The organism is Haloplanus ruber (genome assembly GCF_024494725.1).
Lineage (GTDB): Archaea > Halobacteriota > Halobacteria > Halobacteriales > Haloferacaceae > Haloplanus > Haloplanus ruber.
Genome location: NZ_JANHDK010000001.1, coordinates 658,454 through 675,112, shown reverse-complemented (window position 1 = coordinate 675,112; position 16,659 = coordinate 658,454). Strand labels below are relative to the sequence as shown.

19 protein-coding genes are annotated in these 16,659 nt (G+C 68.5%); 5 read left to right on the top strand and 14 right to left on the bottom strand.

Annotation, left to right across the window (positions count from 1 at the left end; translation table 11 throughout):
* Window positions 1–12: 12 nt before the first annotated feature.
* Together NO878_RS03585 and NO878_RS03580 are read right to left on the bottom strand one after the other, a co-directional pair.
* The gene (locus tag NO878_RS03585; RefSeq protein ID WP_256404587.1) at window positions 13–2,553 is read right to left on the bottom strand and encodes a DUF5059 domain-containing protein; all 2,541 of its coding nucleotides are present in this window, start codon (window positions 2,551–2,553) and stop codon (window positions 13–15) included.
* A 160-nt stretch (window positions 2,554–2,713) separates the two neighbouring features.
* Complete coding sequence (locus tag NO878_RS03580; protein WP_256404586.1) at window positions 2,714–4,222, bottom strand: uracil-xanthine permease family protein; 1,509 nt, start codon at window positions 4,220–4,222, stop codon at window positions 2,714–2,716.
* 107 nt (window positions 4,223–4,329) lie between these two features.
* Here NO878_RS03580 and NO878_RS03575 point away from each other — a divergent pair, with 107 nt between their 5' ends.
* Window positions 4,330–4,965 (top strand): hypothetical protein, encoded by a 636-nt coding sequence (locus NO878_RS03575; RefSeq protein ID WP_256404585.1) that lies wholly within the window; start codon window positions 4,330–4,332, stop codon window positions 4,963–4,965.
* Between the two features lie 46 nt (window positions 4,966–5,011).
* Entirely contained in the window at window positions 5,012–5,809 is a 798-nt protein-coding gene (locus NO878_RS03570) for an RIO1 family regulatory kinase/ATPase domain-containing protein (RefSeq protein WP_256404584.1), read from the top strand.
* Between the two features lie 286 nt (window positions 5,810–6,095).
* Here NO878_RS03570 and NO878_RS03565 read toward each other — a convergent pair whose 3' ends face one another.
* From NO878_RS03565 to NO878_RS03550, 4 genes are all read right to left on the bottom strand, one after another.
* Window positions 6,096–6,905 (bottom strand): carbon-nitrogen family hydrolase, encoded by an 810-nt coding sequence (locus tag NO878_RS03565; RefSeq protein WP_256404583.1) that lies wholly within the window; start codon window positions 6,903–6,905, stop codon window positions 6,096–6,098.
* Between the two features lies 1 nt (window position 6,906).
* On the bottom strand, window positions 6,907–7,332 hold the full coding sequence (locus NO878_RS03560; protein WP_256404582.1) for an SRPBCC family protein: 426 nt from the start codon (window positions 7,330–7,332) through the stop codon (window positions 6,907–6,909).
* Between the two features lie 37 nt (window positions 7,333–7,369).
* Window positions 7,370–7,594, bottom strand: coding sequence for a DUF7123 family protein (locus NO878_RS03555; RefSeq protein WP_114586681.1), 225 nt, complete (start codon window positions 7,592–7,594; stop codon window positions 7,370–7,372).
* A gap of 67 nt (window positions 7,595–7,661) precedes the next feature.
* The gene (locus NO878_RS03550; protein WP_256404581.1) at window positions 7,662–7,844 is read right to left on the bottom strand and encodes a DUF7525 family protein; all 183 of its coding nucleotides are present in this window, start codon (window positions 7,842–7,844) and stop codon (window positions 7,662–7,664) included.
* Window positions 7,845–7,935: 91 nt separating this feature from the next.
* Here NO878_RS03550 and NO878_RS03545 point away from each other — a divergent pair, with 91 nt between their 5' ends.
* Window positions 7,936–9,075, top strand: coding sequence for an acyl-CoA dehydrogenase family protein (locus NO878_RS03545; protein ID WP_256404580.1), 1,140 nt, complete (start codon window positions 7,936–7,938; stop codon window positions 9,073–9,075).
* A 41-nt stretch (window positions 9,076–9,116) separates the two neighbouring features.
* Window positions 9,117–9,383: a DUF7111 family protein gene (locus NO878_RS03540; RefSeq protein WP_256404579.1), complete on the top strand. Its 267-nt coding sequence runs from the start codon at window positions 9,117–9,119 to the stop codon at window positions 9,381–9,383.
* A gap of 11 nt (window positions 9,384–9,394) precedes the next feature.
* Here NO878_RS03540 and NO878_RS03535 read toward each other — a convergent pair whose 3' ends face one another.
* Window positions 9,395–10,075 (bottom strand): protein sorting system archaetidylserine synthase, encoded by a 681-nt coding sequence (locus NO878_RS03535; RefSeq protein WP_256404578.1) that lies wholly within the window; start codon window positions 10,073–10,075, stop codon window positions 9,395–9,397.
* A 97-nt stretch (window positions 10,076–10,172) separates the two neighbouring features.
* Here NO878_RS03535 and NO878_RS03530 point away from each other — a divergent pair, with 97 nt between their 5' ends.
* Complete coding sequence (locus NO878_RS03530; RefSeq protein WP_256404577.1) at window positions 10,173–10,589, top strand: cupredoxin domain-containing protein; 417 nt, start codon at window positions 10,173–10,175, stop codon at window positions 10,587–10,589.
* Here the strand turns inward: NO878_RS03530 and NO878_RS03525 are convergent, their stop codons facing one another.
* The 7 genes from NO878_RS03525 to NO878_RS03495 form a co-directional block, all read right to left on the bottom strand.
* On the bottom strand, window positions 10,590–11,825 hold the full coding sequence (locus NO878_RS03525) for an ATP-binding protein (RefSeq protein ID WP_256404576.1): 1,236 nt from the start codon (window positions 11,823–11,825) through the stop codon (window positions 10,590–10,592). It abuts the gene before it with no gap.
* 75 nt (window positions 11,826–11,900) lie between these two features.
* On the bottom strand, window positions 11,901–12,920 hold the full coding sequence (locus NO878_RS03520; protein WP_256404575.1) for a DHH family phosphoesterase: 1,020 nt from the start codon (window positions 12,918–12,920) through the stop codon (window positions 11,901–11,903).
* An 81-nt stretch (window positions 12,921–13,001) separates the two neighbouring features.
* Window positions 13,002–13,925 carry an LLM class oxidoreductase gene (locus NO878_RS03515; RefSeq protein WP_256404574.1) on the bottom strand — a complete coding sequence of 308 codons (924 nt, stop codon included), beginning with the start codon at window positions 13,923–13,925 and terminating at the stop codon, window positions 13,002–13,004.
* Between the two features lie 73 nt (window positions 13,926–13,998).
* Window positions 13,999–14,643: a 30S ribosomal protein S3ae gene (locus NO878_RS03510; protein WP_256404573.1), complete on the bottom strand. Its 645-nt coding sequence runs from the start codon at window positions 14,641–14,643 to the stop codon at window positions 13,999–14,001.
* Window positions 14,636–14,872: a KEOPS complex subunit Pcc1 gene (locus NO878_RS03505; RefSeq protein ID WP_256404572.1), complete on the bottom strand. Its 237-nt coding sequence runs from the start codon at window positions 14,870–14,872 to the stop codon at window positions 14,636–14,638. Before NO878_RS03505 ends, NO878_RS03510 begins: the two co-directional genes overlap by 8 nt.
* Window positions 14,869–16,041, bottom strand: a complete 1,173-nt coding sequence (locus NO878_RS03500) for an exonuclease RecJ (RefSeq protein ID WP_256404571.1) — start codon at window positions 16,039–16,041, stop codon at window positions 14,869–14,871. The genes NO878_RS03505 and NO878_RS03500 overlap by 4 nt, the downstream gene beginning before the upstream one ends.
* Complete coding sequence (locus NO878_RS03495; RefSeq protein WP_256404570.1) at window positions 16,042–16,509, bottom strand: 30S ribosomal protein S15; 468 nt, start codon at window positions 16,507–16,509, stop codon at window positions 16,042–16,044. It lies immediately after the preceding gene.
* Window positions 16,510–16,659 lie beyond the last annotated feature (150 nt).

The window sequence follows — 16,659 nt, the reverse complement described above, 5'->3', positions numbered from 1 at the left end:
CCCGTTGTCGGGTCACTCCTCGACGACGACGGTGCCCTCCATCCCCGCGGCCTCGTGCGGGATACAGAAGTAGCCGTGTTCGCCGGCCGTCTCGAAGGTGTGAACGTAGGAGTGACCGGGCGCGACGTAGCCCCGACCGTTCTCCCAGCCCTCGCGAGCGGCCTCCTCGGAGTCGAAGTCACCGGACGCCCAGTAGCTCGCCCCCTCGGGAATCCCGTCGGCGTAGGCCGTGACGCTGTGGGGTTCGCCGCCGGTGTGCTGCCAGGCAACCGTCTCGCCGACCGAAACGGTGAGTTCGGCGGGATCGAACGCGACGGCCGTCATATCGACGACGTGGTCGGCGTCGTCGGGGACGCCCTCGACGACGTTGGGGCCGCCCTCGAAGTCACCGCCACCACCGTGGCCACCCTCGCCGCGGCCATCACCGCCGTGGCCGCCCTCGCCGTGGCCGCCGGACATCTCCGGCGCGTCGTCCACGGCGCCCGAGACGGCGAAGAAGGCAGTCCGCGTCGCTTGTGCGAACCGCTCGGCCGGGGCGTCGACGTCGCCGCCTTCGAGTGCACTGATGTAGTCCGAAAGCGCCGTCTCGAACGTCTCGTAGGCCTCGCCATCTCCCGCTTCGAGTGCCTCGTGGACGCGGGCGTTCTCGAAGGTCGCGAACACGTCGCTCATCAGGGGTCCGACGTTCGCCTCGCCACCGCTCCCGCCGCTCTCGACGACAGCGTAGATTGCGGCGGTCGCCTCGTCGGCGAACGTCGTCGCGGCGTCGTACGCGCCGACGGACTCCGTCTGGCTGCCCGAGGAGCGTGGCTCCTCGCTGTCGCCGGTCGTCGCCGAGCGAACGGCACCTAGTGCCTCCTCGAAGGCGTGGTACCGCTCCTCGCTGGCCTCCTCGACGGCCTCGTGGAAGCCGTTCGCCCCCGCCTCGAAGTACTCGAAGGCGGCGGTAGCGACCGTTTCGGCGCGGTCGGTCGCGCCGAGTGTCGCGAGGGCGCCCGCGTCGCCGGCACGCCCGGTCATGTACGTCGCGGCGGCCGCGCTGGCGACGGGCGTCGACGCCGACGCCTCGAACTCGATCAGGGCGTCGGTCGCCCCTGTGAGATGGGTATCGACGGCGTCGTCGTCGCCTCCGCGGAAGGCGTCTGGCAGGGCCGTCAGGTGTTCCTCCTCGAAGGTGTGATAGAGGTCCTCGCTTTCCTCCTCTAGGCTCTCGTGGAAGTCGGCCTCGTTCTCCTCGAAGCGGGCGAAGAGGTCCTCCGCAACCGTCGCGGCAGCCTCGCCGTTGCCCTGGGTGTAGTGCTCGCGTGCGTCGCCGAGCCGAGCGCGGAAGAACCCGGATTCGAGCACGGGCGCTGCCCCGCCGGCGAGGGACTCGATACCGGCCGTGAGACCGTCGTGAGTCGTCGCTACCGCGTCCGCGACGCCGGCGTCGTCGCCGTTCTCGATGGCCTCGATCAGCGATTCGAGTCCCTCGTGTTCGAACTGTTCGTAGGCGTCCTCGCTGGCCGCTTCGAGGGCCTCGTGGGCGCGAGCCCCTTCGAAGTGCTGGAAGATAGACTGGGCGGCGGTCGTCGCCGCCTCGGGGTCTCCGGCCTCGTAGAGCCACGCGGCGTCACGGACGCGGGCGCGGTAGCCGTTCAGGCTAGCGGCGTGTGCAAGACCGAGTCCCGGGCCGCCCAGGCCGGCGGCCATCTCGGTGTCGAAGCCGACGGCGCCCAGCAGAGAGAGGTGGCCAACGCCGGCCACCCCGTCCGGAACGAGTTCGTACGCGGCGTCGACGACGCCCTGTGACGCCGACAGCGTCGCCTCGTGGACGGCGCCGGCGTCACCCTCCTGAGCGGCCGAGACGGCGTCTTCCAGGCCGCCCTCGAAGGCCTCGTAATACTCCTGGCCGGCCGATTCGATGGTGTCGTGGACCGCCGCCTGCTCGAAGTCGGCGAGGGCGGCTTGCCCGACTGTCGCGGCCGCGTCGGTCAGGCCGGCGCTAGCGAGGGCGTCGACGTTCCGGACGCGCGAGGCGAACACGAACAGGGAGAACACCTCGGCGGCGGCGTCACCGGTTCGCTCCTGTTGGGCCGACAGCAGTTCGTCCCCCGCGACGTCAAGGGCGCTGATGGCGTCGTCGGAACCGCCTGCCTCGAACGCCGAACGAGCGTCGCCGAGGCTCCCCTCGAAGGCCTCGTAGGCCTCCTCGCTGGTCGATTCGAGGCCCTCGTGGGCGCCGTACTCGCCACCGGCGTTCTCGAACCGGGCGAATACGTCGCCGACGAGCGTCGCGGCCGTGGCGGCGTGGTCGGTGCGGCCGAGTGCCACCGCGTCGTGGAGTCGCGCTCGCATGACGTTCCACTCGGCTGCGAGCGCCGTGTCCACGGATGCCTCCGCGGCCGGCGTCTCGGTCGCCGTAGCGTCGGCCGTCTCGGTCGCGGTGGATTCGGACGTCCCGTCTTCCGTCCCTTCGGCCGCGCCAGTTCCACTCTCGCCGCCACAGCCGGCCAGTCCGGCGCCGAGCGCAACGCCCGCCGCCTGAATCATCCGTCTTCTCGTGTGTCGCATAGATTTTAGGCTGACCTAAAAATACAAAAGCCCGTCGGTTTTTCGGCGCGCCTAAAAATTCGCGCGCCGGCCGGCACCCCCTCGTCGGTTGGGATGTAGTGGCGGCAGCAACGGCGGCGTCAGATACGTATTTAGGACGGCCTAAAAGAGTACCGACCCGTCAGTCGTCGCGGAGGAACCGGTCGAACGCGGAGCGGAAGGCGGCATCCTCCTCGGTCGCCTGCTCCCACTCTACGAGGCCGCGTTCCTCGCGGGTGCCTTCGATGGTGTTGTCGAGGACGAACGCCACGAGGCCGCCGACGGCCATGCCGGTCGAACCGATGACGTAGATCGTATCGGCGACGGCGCGGGCGCCGAGCACCGGACCGAGGACGGCGACGCCTCGCATCCCTTCCCGGAACGCCGCGGCGCTGCCGACGTTGCCCATGTAGGCTGGGACGGCGAGGCCGGTAAACAGCGCGATACCGACGACGAAGACGTTCCGCGAGGAGTCTAAGTCGACGTACTCCAAGTTCGAGAGGCCGACCGCGACGATCTGTCCGAACATGGCGACGTAGAGACCGCCGACGATGGGGTCGGGGATGGTTGCGATCAACTGGCCGAAGTAGCCGACGAAGCCGACGACGAGCATCACCGCGGCACCGATCTGGACGACGTACCGCGAGGCGACGCCGGTCAGGCCGATGGCGCCGATGTTCTCGGAGTAGGAGGTCGACCCCCCGGTTCCCATGAGGCCGGCAAAGACGTTCATTAGCCCTTCCATCCCGATGCCGTGGTTGATCCGCTCCTCGCTCGGCGCGCCGACCCCCGAGAGTCGCGCGACAGCGTGGTAGTCACCGAACGACTCCAGCATCGACGCCGCGACGCCGGCGAGCATGCCGATCACGAACGCCGTCTCGATCTGTGGAACACCCCACTGGAGCGGGTAGATCGGCATCAGCGCCGGTGCCGACGCCACGGAGGCGAGGTCGACGAACCCGGACGTCTCGGGACCGTAGACGCCAATCACCGAGAGGACGGCGGCGATGATCCAAGCGACGACGACGCCGAGCAGGACCGGGAACAGTTGAAACGCCCGCGAGGCGTCCCCGAGGTACTGCGAGAACAGGACGATCAGGACGAGTGTCAGGCCGAGCAACCACCAGTTGCCCGAGGCGGCGGTCACCTGTGGTGCGTTGAACAGCGCCAGGCCGATCAGAGCGATGGTCGGCGCGATGATGACCGGCGAGATGTACGACCGCAGACGGCCGAGCAAGCCGAGATAGCCGACCGCAACCTCAACGACTGCCGCGACGACGATTGCCCCCTGTAACTGGAGGAGTGCGGCCTCCCAGGCCGGTCCTGCGGGGTTGCTCGCCTGTACGACGCCGATGACTGCAAGCGCCGGCGCGAGCATCGAAAAGGGCGCCCCCTGAACGATGGGATAGCGGTTCCCGAAGGTTGTCTGCGCCAGCGTCGCGATGCCCGAGACGACGAAGAAGGTGCCGACGAATCGCGGAACGACCGCGTCGGGCATCCCCAGTGCCCCCGCGAGAATAAGCGGCACCGCGACGTTCGCCCCGACCATCGTCAGGTAATGTTGAACCCCGAGCAGTATCGACGTCGGGATCGGCGGTCTGTCCTCGATACCGTACTCCACGAACCCGGAAGGACCGTCGGAGTCGCTCATGCTATCGTCTCACCGAGACCCATACCGCGAATTCGCGCACCCAGCCGTTAAAATTCGACCGAAACCAGCCGAAAGGGTAAGGACCGGGGGCGCCCTCTCCCCGAGCGATGGACGAGGGGGTTACGGGCGTGAGCGGGCGTGGAGACGACGCCGCCACCCATCCGACGAACGCGGCGTCCGAGGCGGAGCGATACTGTTACGACGGCGAGTCAGTCGTCACCGCGACGCCGCTCGGCACCGGGTGGGCAGCCGTCACCAGCCACCGGGTGGTCGCGTACAACCCGGCGGCCGACGGCCGCCGGTTCGAGGCGGTCGACCGGCCGAACGTCGCAGGCATGAGCGTCGACGCCGCGGGCGACCGACGGCTCCTCGGGTGGGGGATTCGGGCGCTGGGCTACGGACTGGCCGCCGCCGCCGGCGGTGCCATCCTCCGGGCGATGGACCTCGGCGCGACGCTGTCGATAGGGTCTGGGGCGGCCGGCACAGCCCCCGTCGGGGGCGTCCTGACGGTGATCGACGTGCTGGCGTCGGCGCTCGCGACCCTCACGACGTTGCTGTTGTTCGGCGGCCTCGCCCTGTCGTTCGTCGGCCTCGCCTTACTAGCCCGGTATCTCCGGACGCGCCGGTCGGCGCTCGTGATCGAGCGGTTCGGCGACGAGCCGGTTCGTCTGTCCGTCCCGCAATCCGACGGCGAACGGGCGGTACGGGCGCTGTCCGGGTCACTCGACGAGCCTTCGACGTAGTCACAGCGACGAACATATATCCCTCCCGACCGCGTATCGACTGCTGATGGAAGTCAGGCGGTTCCTCCGCGGCCGGGTCGACGACGACCGCCTCGACCAGGTGATCACAGCGGTCGCGGAGCGGTACGACCACGAGGAGCCGTCCGTCCGCTATCTCGATGCCGACAACTGGCTCTCGACGCCGCTCGTCCTCGACGAGGAACTCTTCGTGAAGGTGATCTCCAAGCAGAACTCCCTCGTCCACGCGCTCATCACCACCGGCCGGAACATCGGCGTCTTCTCCGCGGGAACCGAGGGCTTCTTCGAGCATTTCGGCACGCCCTATCAGATGGCGACCCACGAACTGGAAGCGACCGAGCGGATGCGCGAGACCGGATTGAACGCGCCCGAACCCCTCGAAGCGCTCGAAATCGCTGGTCTCGGGGTCGTCGTCCTCGAGTATCTGCCCGAGTTCCGACCGCTCGACGAACTCGACCGGGAGGCCGCGCGGGAGCTCGCTCCCGACCTGTTCGCCGCGCTCCGGACGATGCACGACCACGGCCTCGCCCACGGCGACCTCCGAGCCGAGAACGTTCTCGTCCTCGGGGACGAACTCTACTTCATCGACGCGACCAACATCGGGAGCGAGGGGCGGGCGGACGCCCGGGCGTACGACATCGCCTGTGGACTCGCCGCCCTCGAACCACTCGTCGGCGCGACGGCGACGGTCGACGCCGCGGCGACGGCCTACGACACCGAGGATCTGATCGCCGCACTGGACTTCGTCGATTTCGTCAACATCCGCCCGGATCACGACTGCGACGCCGCGGCGCTCAAAGGCGAAGTCGAGAAGCACGCGGCGTGAGACAGACTGTCGTACGTCGGTACCGGTTGCTCACCGAGTCACTGGAACACAGATCAGACCCGCGTACAAAGGGGCGGACGAGAGGGAGGCGGGATCGGGACGTCGAGTCGCTCCTGCCGGGCGAGGGGAGCGACCCGACCGGGGCGAGCGACGACGTGGTGGATGTTGATGCCGAGTCTCGACGAGAAAAGCGTCGATACGTCGGCATCCTTCGGTAGTGTTCTCTCCGTGATAAAGGCTCCGACAGCGGCAGGGGTCGCTGGCGTCGCTCGCCCCGTTGGTCGCCTCAGTCCCGCCGGTCGCGCAGCGCCGGGAACTCCTCGCGAACGGCGTCGATCCGGTCGGGATCGAGGTCGGCGACGACGAGAGTCCCCTCGTCGCCGGCGCTCGCGAGTGTCGTTCCCCAGGGATCGTAGACGGTCGACCGCCCGAGGAGGGTCGCATCCTCGAAGGTCGCGGCGCCGTTGGCCGCCGCCACGTAGGTGAGGTTCTCGATGGCGCGGGCCCGCGCCAGCGTCCGCCAGTGTTCGACCCGGGGGTAGGGCCACGCGCTCGGCACGCAGACGAGCGTCGTCCCGCGGTCCGCGAGCCGACGGTACAGCTCCGGGAACCGCAGGTCGTAACACGTCGACATACCGACGGTAAAGCCCTCGAAGTCGACGGTCGAGAGTGACTCCCCGGGCGTGAGCAGGCGCGTCTCGGCGGACTCGTACCCAAAGAGGTGGTGTTTGCGATAGACCGCTCGGCGGCGGCCGTCGCGGTCGTAGAAGACACAGGTGTTGGCGAGGCCGTCGGCCGCGGGCGTCTCGACGCCGGCGGCAGCACTCTCAGCGAGGTCCTCGACGTGACTCCCCGCGAGGAGACCGACGCCGTGATCGGCCGCGGCGTCGGCGAGACGGGTGAACGTGGGACCGTCCAGTCCCTCCGCGGCGCGGTTGTAGGCGTCGAACGCGAAGTAGCCGACGGTGAACAGTTCGGGGAGGACGACCAGGTCGGCGCCGCGGCCGGCGGCGTCGGCGACGGCCGTGATCGCCCGGTCGACGTTTCCCTCGACGTCGCCGGCGGTCTGGTCGAGTTGGGCGAGCGCGAGTTTCATCTCAGGCCGGCAGCCCCAGTTCGCGCCTGAGCGCCGCTTCGAGGTTGTCGAGTTCGTTGTCGAGGCGTTTCTTGAAGAAGCGCTCGACGCCCGGAAGCCGACCGTCGACGACGAACTCGTTGTGGAGGCGCGAGCCCGTTTCGGTCTCCTCGATGCGGTGTTCGCCGGTGACCCGGAGGACCGACGAACGGCCGACGAACTTCACATATTGAGGCTCGTCTCGTTCGACGTCCTCGGTCTCGACGGTCGCGGTGCGGTCGATCAGCGGAAGATCGAGGTCGATCTCCCAGGTCGCGCTGTTGCCGTCGACCTCGAAGTCGCGGACGACACTGATCGCGCCGGCCCGCTTGCCGGGATCAGCGATAAACTCCCAGACCTGTTCGGGTGGTGTCTCGAACTCGAACGCCCGACGAACGCGTACGGTCATGGACGAACCTCCGGCCGTACGCTGAAAAATCCGAGGGTCACCCCTGCGTGACGCGCCACGTTGTCGACCGGGCGCGCCCCCACTTCTCGATTTCGACGTCCTCGGACTTCTCGGCCAGTCGCGGGAGCCGAGAGCCGACCTGCTTGGCCGTCAGCCCGATGGCGTCGGCGATATTCTTCGCGCGGAAGTAGCGCTCACCCCGGGAAACGCTGTCGTGGAGGTACGCGAGGATCCGCCGTTCCTCTTCGGTCAGAGAGGTCATCGTTCACCCGTTGTAGGGGATTCAGCATCTTAACTCTTTCAAGCCCGGGTGCCCGACCGCCGGACAATCAGGCGTACGCCTGGATCGAGACGACCGCGAGAAGCGCCGCCACGAGGCCCAAGGCGAACCCCCAGGCCTTGGTCAACTGTCCGGGTGCGGCCAGCATCGCCAGCGCGCCTCCGGCCGCGAGAATCGAGAACAGCATGCCGAACCCGACACCCCTGTCCGTCGCCGCGGCGTCGTGTGCCATATCGGTACGTCCGCCGGGGTGTACTTAGCTCATTCGGCTCCGGCCGAACCGGGGACCCAGATATAAGACGACGGGCCGCCGTACGACAGGTATGGACCTCAGCCACTCCGCCGAGCAGGCCCAGATGCGTGACATGGTGGCCGACTTCGTCGACGCGGAGGTCGTCCCGGTCGCGGCCGAAATCGACGAAACCGACGAGTTCCCGGCCGAACTAGTGTCACAGATGGCCGACCTCGGGCTGATGGGAATGCCCTTCGACGAGGCCTACGGGGGCGCCGGTCTCGACTATCACGCCTACGCCGCCTGTCTCGCGGAGATCAGCCGCGGGAGCGGCGGTCTCGGGACGATTGTCGCCGCCCACACGAGTCTCGCGGGCGGAATGCTCGACGCCTTCGGCACCGACGCCCAGATGGAGGAGTATCTGACGCCACTGAACGAGGGGACTGACATCGGGGCTTTCGCGCTCTCGGAGGCGGGCGCCGGGAGCGACGTCCCGGCCATGGAGACGACGGCCGTCCGCGAGGGCGACGAGTACGTCGTCGACGGCGACAAACTCTGGATATCGAACGGGTCGGTCGCCGACACGGTGATCCTCTTTGCCAAGACCGACCCGGACGCGGGTCGGGACGGCATCTCCTCGTTCGTCGTCCGGCCCGCGGAGGACGACGGCTTCCACGTCGAGGGGACCGAACACAAACTCGGCGACAAGGGCTGTCCGACGGCGGAACTGCGCTTTTCCGAGCTTCGACTCCCGGCCGACCGCCGCCTCGGCGCGGAGGGCGACGGGTTCGTCCAGGCGCTGAAGACGCTCAACGCGGGACGGATCACCATCGCGGCCCGTGGCGTGGGCATCGCCCGAGCGGCGCTAGACGAGGCCGTGGCGTACGCGAACGAGCGCGAGCAGTTCGGCCAGCCCATCGGCGACTTCCAGGCGGTCGGTCACAAACTCGCGGACATGGATACGAAAGTGGAGACGGCACGGTTGTTGATGCACCGAGCGGCCGACCGGAAGATGCGCGGCGAGCGGTTCGTCAAGGCGGCCGCCCAGGCCAAACTCCACGCGAGCGAGGTGAGTCGTGAGGTGGCAAACGAGGCGATCCAGGTCCACGGGGGGTACGGCTACACAAAGGACTTCCCAGTCGAGCGGTTCTACCGCGACGCCAAGCTAAACGAGATATACGAGGGGACCAGCGAGGTGTTGCGCAGCACCATCGCCGACGAGATTCGCTGATCGACCGCAAGGTTCGACAGGCCGGAGACCAACAGACAAGTATGACCGACCACGACGGTGACATCGCCGCGCGATACTACGAGTCCGGTGGGGAACGGGTCCTGACGTTCGAACGCGATGGCCGGACGGCAACGCTCGCACAGAACAGCGAGGGGTACGCCATGGTGAGGGTGCGTCCCGACCCGGACGGCGACGAACTGGAGCGGTACTACGGCTTCGACATGGCACTCGATCACGCCGCGGAACTGCTCGGCGTCGGCGTCGCGAACCTCCCGGTGCCCGACGAGGCAGCCGACATGGGGATGTAGGCTGACGGTCGTCAGCTAGTCCAGTAGAATCGCGGCCCGAGCGTGAGGTAGGCGAGCGCCAGAAATAGGAGCGCGAACGCGAACACCTCCCCCGGCCGCCCTCGCAGGAGGATGGCGAGCCCTTGGACGACGCCCATCACGAGGGCGTCCTGTGGATGGAGGTCGGGGTAGGTGATCTGTGTCACCATCAGCCCCGCGAGGACGCCGGAGAGGCCAACGAGCAGGAGCGGGCCGACGAAGCCCGCGAGGACGCCGGCCGCGAGAATGGTCGCGGCGAGCGTCGAAGGCGAGCCTTTCGTCTCCGCGAGGTCGCTGTCGTAGGCGGTATAGAGGCCGAGGCGGGTGACCGCCATCGCGACGTAGACGGCGGGGAGGAGCAGTCCCAGTGCATAGAGGAGAGGGCGGTCGGCGAGCGTCCAGGCGTCGGCCGCCCGCGACGCGATGAGCATGGCGGGGGCGACGCCGAAAGAGGCCACGTCGGCGAGAGAGTCGAGATAGGGACCGGCAGGCGTCCCCCCGCGCTTCCGCGCGACGACTCCGTCGAGGCCGTCGGCGACGGCCGCCAGGAGGACGATGCGGGCCGCGAGTGGGGCGTTCTCCGTCGCGACAAACGCGGCCAGGAACCCGAGCATCGCGTTGCTGACCGTCACGGCGTCGGCCAGCCCCAGACGCCCGACGAACCGCGGTTGCATAGGCCCAACCTCTGGGACCGAGGATTTACGTCTTTATATCGTCGGATTCGATCACCGAACCAGTCTGCCTTTATTCGTCGCGCGCCGAGTGATACGTATGCACAGGCGTCGACTCCTCGCGGCGCTCGGAACGGGACTGGCCGTCGGCAGCGCCGGCTGTGTCGCCGGTGGCGTCAGCGGTGACGTCAAGGGCGATGTCGGTATGACCGCCGAAGCCTTCCAGCCCGCGACCATCACGATCACCGTCGGTGAGGACGTTGTCTGGCACAACAACAGCGCCCGCGCTCACTCCGTCACCGCCTACGACGACGGCATCCCCGAGGGTGCGGACTTCTTCGCCACGGGCGGCTACGACTCCACGAGCGCCGCCCGCGAGGCGTGGGACGGGTTGGACGGCGCGCTCGAAAACGGGGAGACGTTCAGCCACACCTTCGAGACGCCCGGCCGGTTCAACTACTTCTGTATCCCACACGAGCGGGCGGGGATGGTCGGACAGGTCGTCGTCGAGGAGTGATCACGCCGTCGGGAGTTCGACGACGACGGTCGTCCCGTCGTCGCCGGTGTCGACGTCGACTCGGCCGCTCGACACGCGAACGATCCAGTTCGTGAGCCACAGCCCAAGCCCGGTGCTATGGGTGAGTTGTGTCTCCGCCCCCGCCTCGAGGACGCGCCGCTCCACCGGCGGGAGTCCGGGACCGTCGTCGACGATTCGGAGGACGACTCGCTCGCCGGCGTCGGCCGTCGAGAGATCCACACACACCCGCGGAACGGGTGTTTCGTTGTGCTCGACCGCGTTTTCGAGGACGTTGTCGACGGCGTGTGAGAGAAGTTCGTGCGCGCTCACGGGGGCCACGTCCGGGAGTGTCGCCCGAATCTCACAGTCGGGGAACGTCCGCCGGAGTTCGGCGAGTCGCTCCCGCGTCACGGCGGCCAGATCCAGCCGGGTCGCCTCGGTCCGGTCGGCGTCGGCAACCCGAGCGATCAACCGGGCCTCGTCGCTCAACTCGACGAGATCATCGAGGCGGCGCCGAGCGACATCGAGGCTCCGTCTCGCCGCCTCGTCGTCTACGTGTGTCGCCAGTTGATCGACGTGACCCTGTACGACGTTCACGTCGTTCCGGAGGTTGTGGCGCAACACCCGGTTGAGGACGCCGAGTCGCTGTCGACGCCCCCGGCGATCCGTCACGTCGAGGACGACAAACGCCGCGCCCCCGTCCTCCCGGCGGAGCGGGGCAGCCCAGATCCGGGTATCGAGGAGGGAGCCGTCCGGCCGCCGGTGGTGTGCGTCCTCGCCCGCGATCCGCGCTCCCCGCCGCAGGCGGTCGAGGAGGGCGTCGAATCCGTCGCCGTCCGGTCTGTCGGCCCAAGTCACACCGAACGAACGACCGAGGACGGCCGCCCGCTCCCGGCCGAAGGTTCGCTCGGCGGCCGGATTCCAGAGCTGTACGCAGCCCCTCTCGTCGACGGCACAGATCGCCACGGGCGCCGCGTCGATCACCGTCGAGAACCGATCCACGAGATCCTCGACGGCCGCCGTGAGCACGGCCACCTGCTCCTCGCCGTCGAGTTCGCGGTCCAACGCGTCGAGCAACTCCGCGAACACCGTCCGTGAGAGTTGCTCCCGATCCGCCGCAGTCTCCCCGCCGACGCCGGTGTAGGCGTCGACCACCGCCCGCTCTACCGCCTCGTGCCCGCGGCGACTCAGCGCCCGAAACACGGCCCCGGCGATCTGGTCCGTCGACTCGTCCATTTTAGGCATACCTAAAAAATGGCCAATCATAAGCGTTCGGCTCCCGGCGCCGGCGGCCGGTTACGTCGCCCCGACTCAGAGGGCGTCGTCCGCTTGCAGGTTCAGTCCCGCGACGAGTCGGGCGGTGATGACCTGTTCGACGATATCGACCAGTTGGGCGTCGTCGCTGGTGTAGTCGGCGAAGATGCCGAGCGGTACCTCGCCGCCGGCCATCTCCCGGTGGCCGCCGGCGCTGCCCACATCCGAGAACGCCTCGGTGAGCACGTCGCCGATGTGGACCCGTGTGTCCGTCGAGCGTGCGCTCAGGTGGATGCTCTCGTCGACGACACCGAAGACGACGGCGGTTTCGACCCCCTCCAGCGTGGCGAGGTAGTCCGCCGCTTGCGGGAGGGCGTCTCGTTCGGTCGTCCGGCCGACGTGGGAGATGAGCACCGCGCCCCGAACCCGCCGGTTGGCGATGGCGCGGGCGATGGCGTCGACGGTGGCACCGGTGACCGACGGCGTCGAGAGCTGTCGGAGCAGATCCAGATCCGCCGCGTCGTGGAGATATCCCGCGGCGTCGTACTCGGCGTCGGTCGCGCCACGGAGAAAGCCCAGCGTCTCCCGCCGGATCGCAAACAGCAGCGCCGTCGCCAGCGTGGCATCGAGGTCGAGGTCGAACGCCCGGACGTATTCGGTGAGAATCGTCGCCGTCGCGCCGATGGTCTCGCGGTGGTCGACAAAGCGAGCATCGATATCCTCCGCAGGATGGTGATCGAAGACGATGTCCACCGGCGTCCCGTCCGACACGCGGTTGTTCGCGCCGGGGACAGCGTGATCGACAAACGCTAGGAGCGACTCCGGCGGGCGGTCACGGATGCTCTCCGTGTCGAACTCCCGGAGGTCGATATCGAGGAGGTTGATGAACGCCCGGTTTTGCTGGTGTGAGATGTCCCCGCTGTAGAGGATCCGCCGCTCGTCGATTCCGACGGCTGCGGCGATCCGTCCGAGCGCTAGCGCGCTCGCGAGACAGTCCGGATCGGGGTTGTTGTGACAGACGATGGTCAGTTCCTCGGCCGGCGTCAGTAGCTCTCGTAGCGCCTGGGCGGTGCTCATACCACTGTGTGGGGTCCCGGTGGGCACAAGCGTACCGGGCGAACTCGGGGCTTACGTCACGTGGCCGGCGGTCGTCGCCGGTCAGTGCTCGTCGAGGACGCCCGCGGCGAACCGCGTCATCGCCCGCCGGGGCTTCGCGGACAGGAGGCTGATGATGGCGTGATCGAGACCGTACTCCGACAGTCGTCGGAAGTAGTCCCGAAACCAGTCGATACCGGCGCGGTAGCCGAGGTGGATCGGCTCCGGCTCCGCTCCCGGGTCGTCCGTGAGATCGACGCGGACGGCGATCACGAACGGTTTCTCGCCCGCGAGGTTCCGCCACCGGTCTAAGTAGCTCCGGAGTGTTTCCTCCGGGAGGTGATAGAAGATCCAGCCGTCACCGTGGTCGGCAATCCACTCGACCGACTGGCGGGCGTGGCCCGTCGGGAACAGTGGAAGCGTCTCCGTCGTCGGCTTCGGCAACACGTCCAACTTGCCGTCGAGTTCACCCCACGGGCCATCGAGGGTCGGATACTCCTCGCGCCAGAGGGTCCGAATCGCGTCGATGCGCTCGCGGACCGTCACGTCCCGGTCGTCCGGGTCGACGCCGAACGCGGGATACTCGGGGTCACGGTCGCCGGAGGCGACGCCGAGGACGAGTCGGCCCTCCGAGAGACGGTCGACGCTCGCCGCGGCCTTGGCCACGTGAATCGGGTGCCGGAGCGGAAGGACGACGCTAGCGGTTCCGAGCGCTATCTCGTCGGTGTGCGCCGCCGCGTGCGAGAGCAGGGGCCACGTATCGAACGCGCCGCCAGCGTCGCCGAACCGCGGCCAGTACGTCGGGACGTCCCGTGCCCAGAGACCGTCGAAACCAACCGACTCGGCGTGGCTCGCGAGTCGTGTCTCCGTCGCGATGTCTGGGGTCGATTCCCGGACGCCCGTAAGCGGGAACCCGATTCCGAACGAGAGGCCGTCGGATGCGAACAGCCGTCGGTAGCCGGCGTTTGCGTACTCCAACTCGGTCATCGGGTGTCCTTGTCGCCGGACACACATCCGTACTCGGATCGCGGCGTCCGCAAAAAGGGTCGGTCGGTACCGATCAGTCCTCGTCGACAGCGACGTCTTCCTCGTCGACGTCGACGGCGGCCTCCTCCTCGGCGGCGACCTCTTCGGGCCGCGCTTCGAGGGTGAGTTTCTGGACCTCGACCCGCCGGAGCGGGTAGATGGTCTTGGCCTCGCCGTAGACGGCCGAGGAGAGACGCCCCTCGATACAGCTCTCGACGAAGGACTCGAAGTCGCGTTCGTCGGCAGCTTCCTCGACGAGGTCGATCATGACCCGCCGGATGGCCTGCTCCTGGCTCCGGTCGGCCTTCTTCGTCGTGAACGCGACGGGCTGTACGCGGACGCGGTAGTCGTCCGTCGTCAGCACCGTCACGGTGGCGCCGACCTTCGAGGCGCCGCGGCGCACCAGACTCCGCAGGTAGTCCCGCGTGAGTTCGTGCTTGACGAACTCCGTGTACGCGGAGTCCGACCCCACGTCCGTGATCTTGAACGTGAGTTTGGTGTTGTTCGACCCGGCGTCGTTCGTGAGGTCGCCGAGGGTCGTCTCGATGGTTCGTCCGATGATCTTCTCCGGTTCGTCGGCGAGCGTCTGGCCGAGTTCCGCCCGGTCGTACTGCTCCGGGGCGAAAACCGTATACCAGCGCTTGCCACGTTGCTGCTTGGGTACTGAGCGTTCACTCATGATTGTGGTTGTGTCCGCGTGCCGTTTGTACGACGGTCTCCGCGACCGTCAGGTTCACCACGTAATCGTCGAGGGTCGACCCCAGACCGCCTGCGGTCTCGCGTTCGACGACCGTGCGGACGACGTCGTCCGCCACGTCGGTCGTCATCGACGGCGTGTTGTCCGGCCGGAGTGCGGCCGCCACCGCCGACGCGTCCTCGTGTGTCGTCTCGACGCGGGCGCGTCTCATAGCGCCCCCCTGAACGCCGCGATGAACCTCGATACCTCCGCTTCGAACGCGTCCGCGTCCGCGCTCGCGTCGTCGAACCGCGCCGTCGCCCACCGGGAGCCACCGGCGCTCTGCCCGTCCGCGTCGACCGCCCGAACCGCCTCGGCCATCGCCGCGTCGAGACCGTCGTCGGCCGTGCTCGCGGCGGCAGCCGCCTCGTCGGCAACGACCAACACGGTCGGCTCCGGCGACTCGAAGTCCCGACAGAGGCGAGCGACCGTTTCGAGCCGACCCGGATCACCGTCCGCGACGCGCGCGACGAAGACGCCGTCGTATCGACCCGTCGTCGCGTCCGACAGCGCCCCGTGGACCGCCCGGGCGTGTCCCCGCCAGGCGTCGACGACGGCCGACCGGGTCGCCTCGGCGTCGCGAATGGCGAGGGCGACTCCCGTCCCCGGCCGCTCGCGTGCGGCCGCGTCAAGGGCGTCACCGAACCCTGCGACGGTCGCGAACCGACGCTCCGGGGTCGCGTACGGATGCAGGACCCGCTCGACGGCCTCCGCAGCCCGCGTCGACGGCGCCGAAGCCTCGATAGCCAGCCACGACGCCAACTGCCGACGGTCCGCACTCTCGGGGTCGGCGGGAACACCGAGGTCCGCGAGCGCCGCCCGCACCTGTTCGGGATCGCCCGACCCCGGCCCGCGAACGAGCGTCGAGTGGGCGAGACCCTCAACCGGGTCGGTCGTCGGAACCGCTAATCCCGGGCGACGCTCGATCTCCGTCTGCTCTGTGGCCGCGTCGAGCAACGACGGCGCGTCACCGACCGGGCGACCGGCCGCGGTGACCCCCGCGAGCGCGAGGATCGGATCGGAGTCGACGCCGAGTTCGCGGGCCGCCGCCGCGGCCCCGACACTCGTCGGCCGCGCGTCGCCCGGGAGTGCGAGGTCCCCACCCGTCACGCCGAGTGCGAGGGCGACATCGTCGCCGTCGGCCGGCAAGGGGTTGGGCACCGGGTCGACGCGCACCTGGAAGGGCGTGGATCGCTCCCGTAACGCCCGCGCGAGGACGCCGCTGGCGGCCAGCGCGTCGCCGTTCGCCGCCGCGACGACCCGGACGAACGGGGCGTCACGGAGCGTCGCGGCCACGTCGCCGGCGTCGGCGTCCTCGACTGTCGCGGGCGCGGTGGACATCTATTCCTCGAGCAGTTCGACGGCGACCTCGTAGCTGTACGTGAAGTCCTCGTCGAGCGCGTCGCCGCGGTAGTAGTTCACGAGGCGGCGGATCTTCGACTCCGTGTTCTGGAGTGCGCGCTTGTTCTGGTGGTCCTGAGGGTTCTCCTGCATATGCTCGCGCAGGCGGAGGGCCCGCTCCATCAGGCTGCGCAGGTCCTCGGGCAGTTCCGGCTCAGCGTCGTGTTCTGCCAGAATCTCGGTGAGCTTCTTCCCCGTCGCCAGCTTGACGTCGGGGATTGGCGTGCCTTTCACGCCCTCGTCGCGCAGTTTCATCCCGATGACGCTCGGGTCGTGACCCTGCTCGGCGAGTTCGACCACGCGCTCTTCGATGTCCGCTTCGTCTACGTCGCTCCACTCCGGGGGTTCGTCTGCCGCCGGCTTGTCCGAACCGGACGAGCCACGGCGGCGGGTGTGCATTCGTGCCATAGATGGATTGGAACCGCACAGACCGCAGAAGCGTATCCGTGACCGACAGCTGTCGGTCACACACTCCCGCAATCCCAAGCCCGAAGGCGAGTCGGATTTGCGGTCGCGCCGTTCCCACCCGAACCAACGCAGTCCAGCACTAAACCGTTT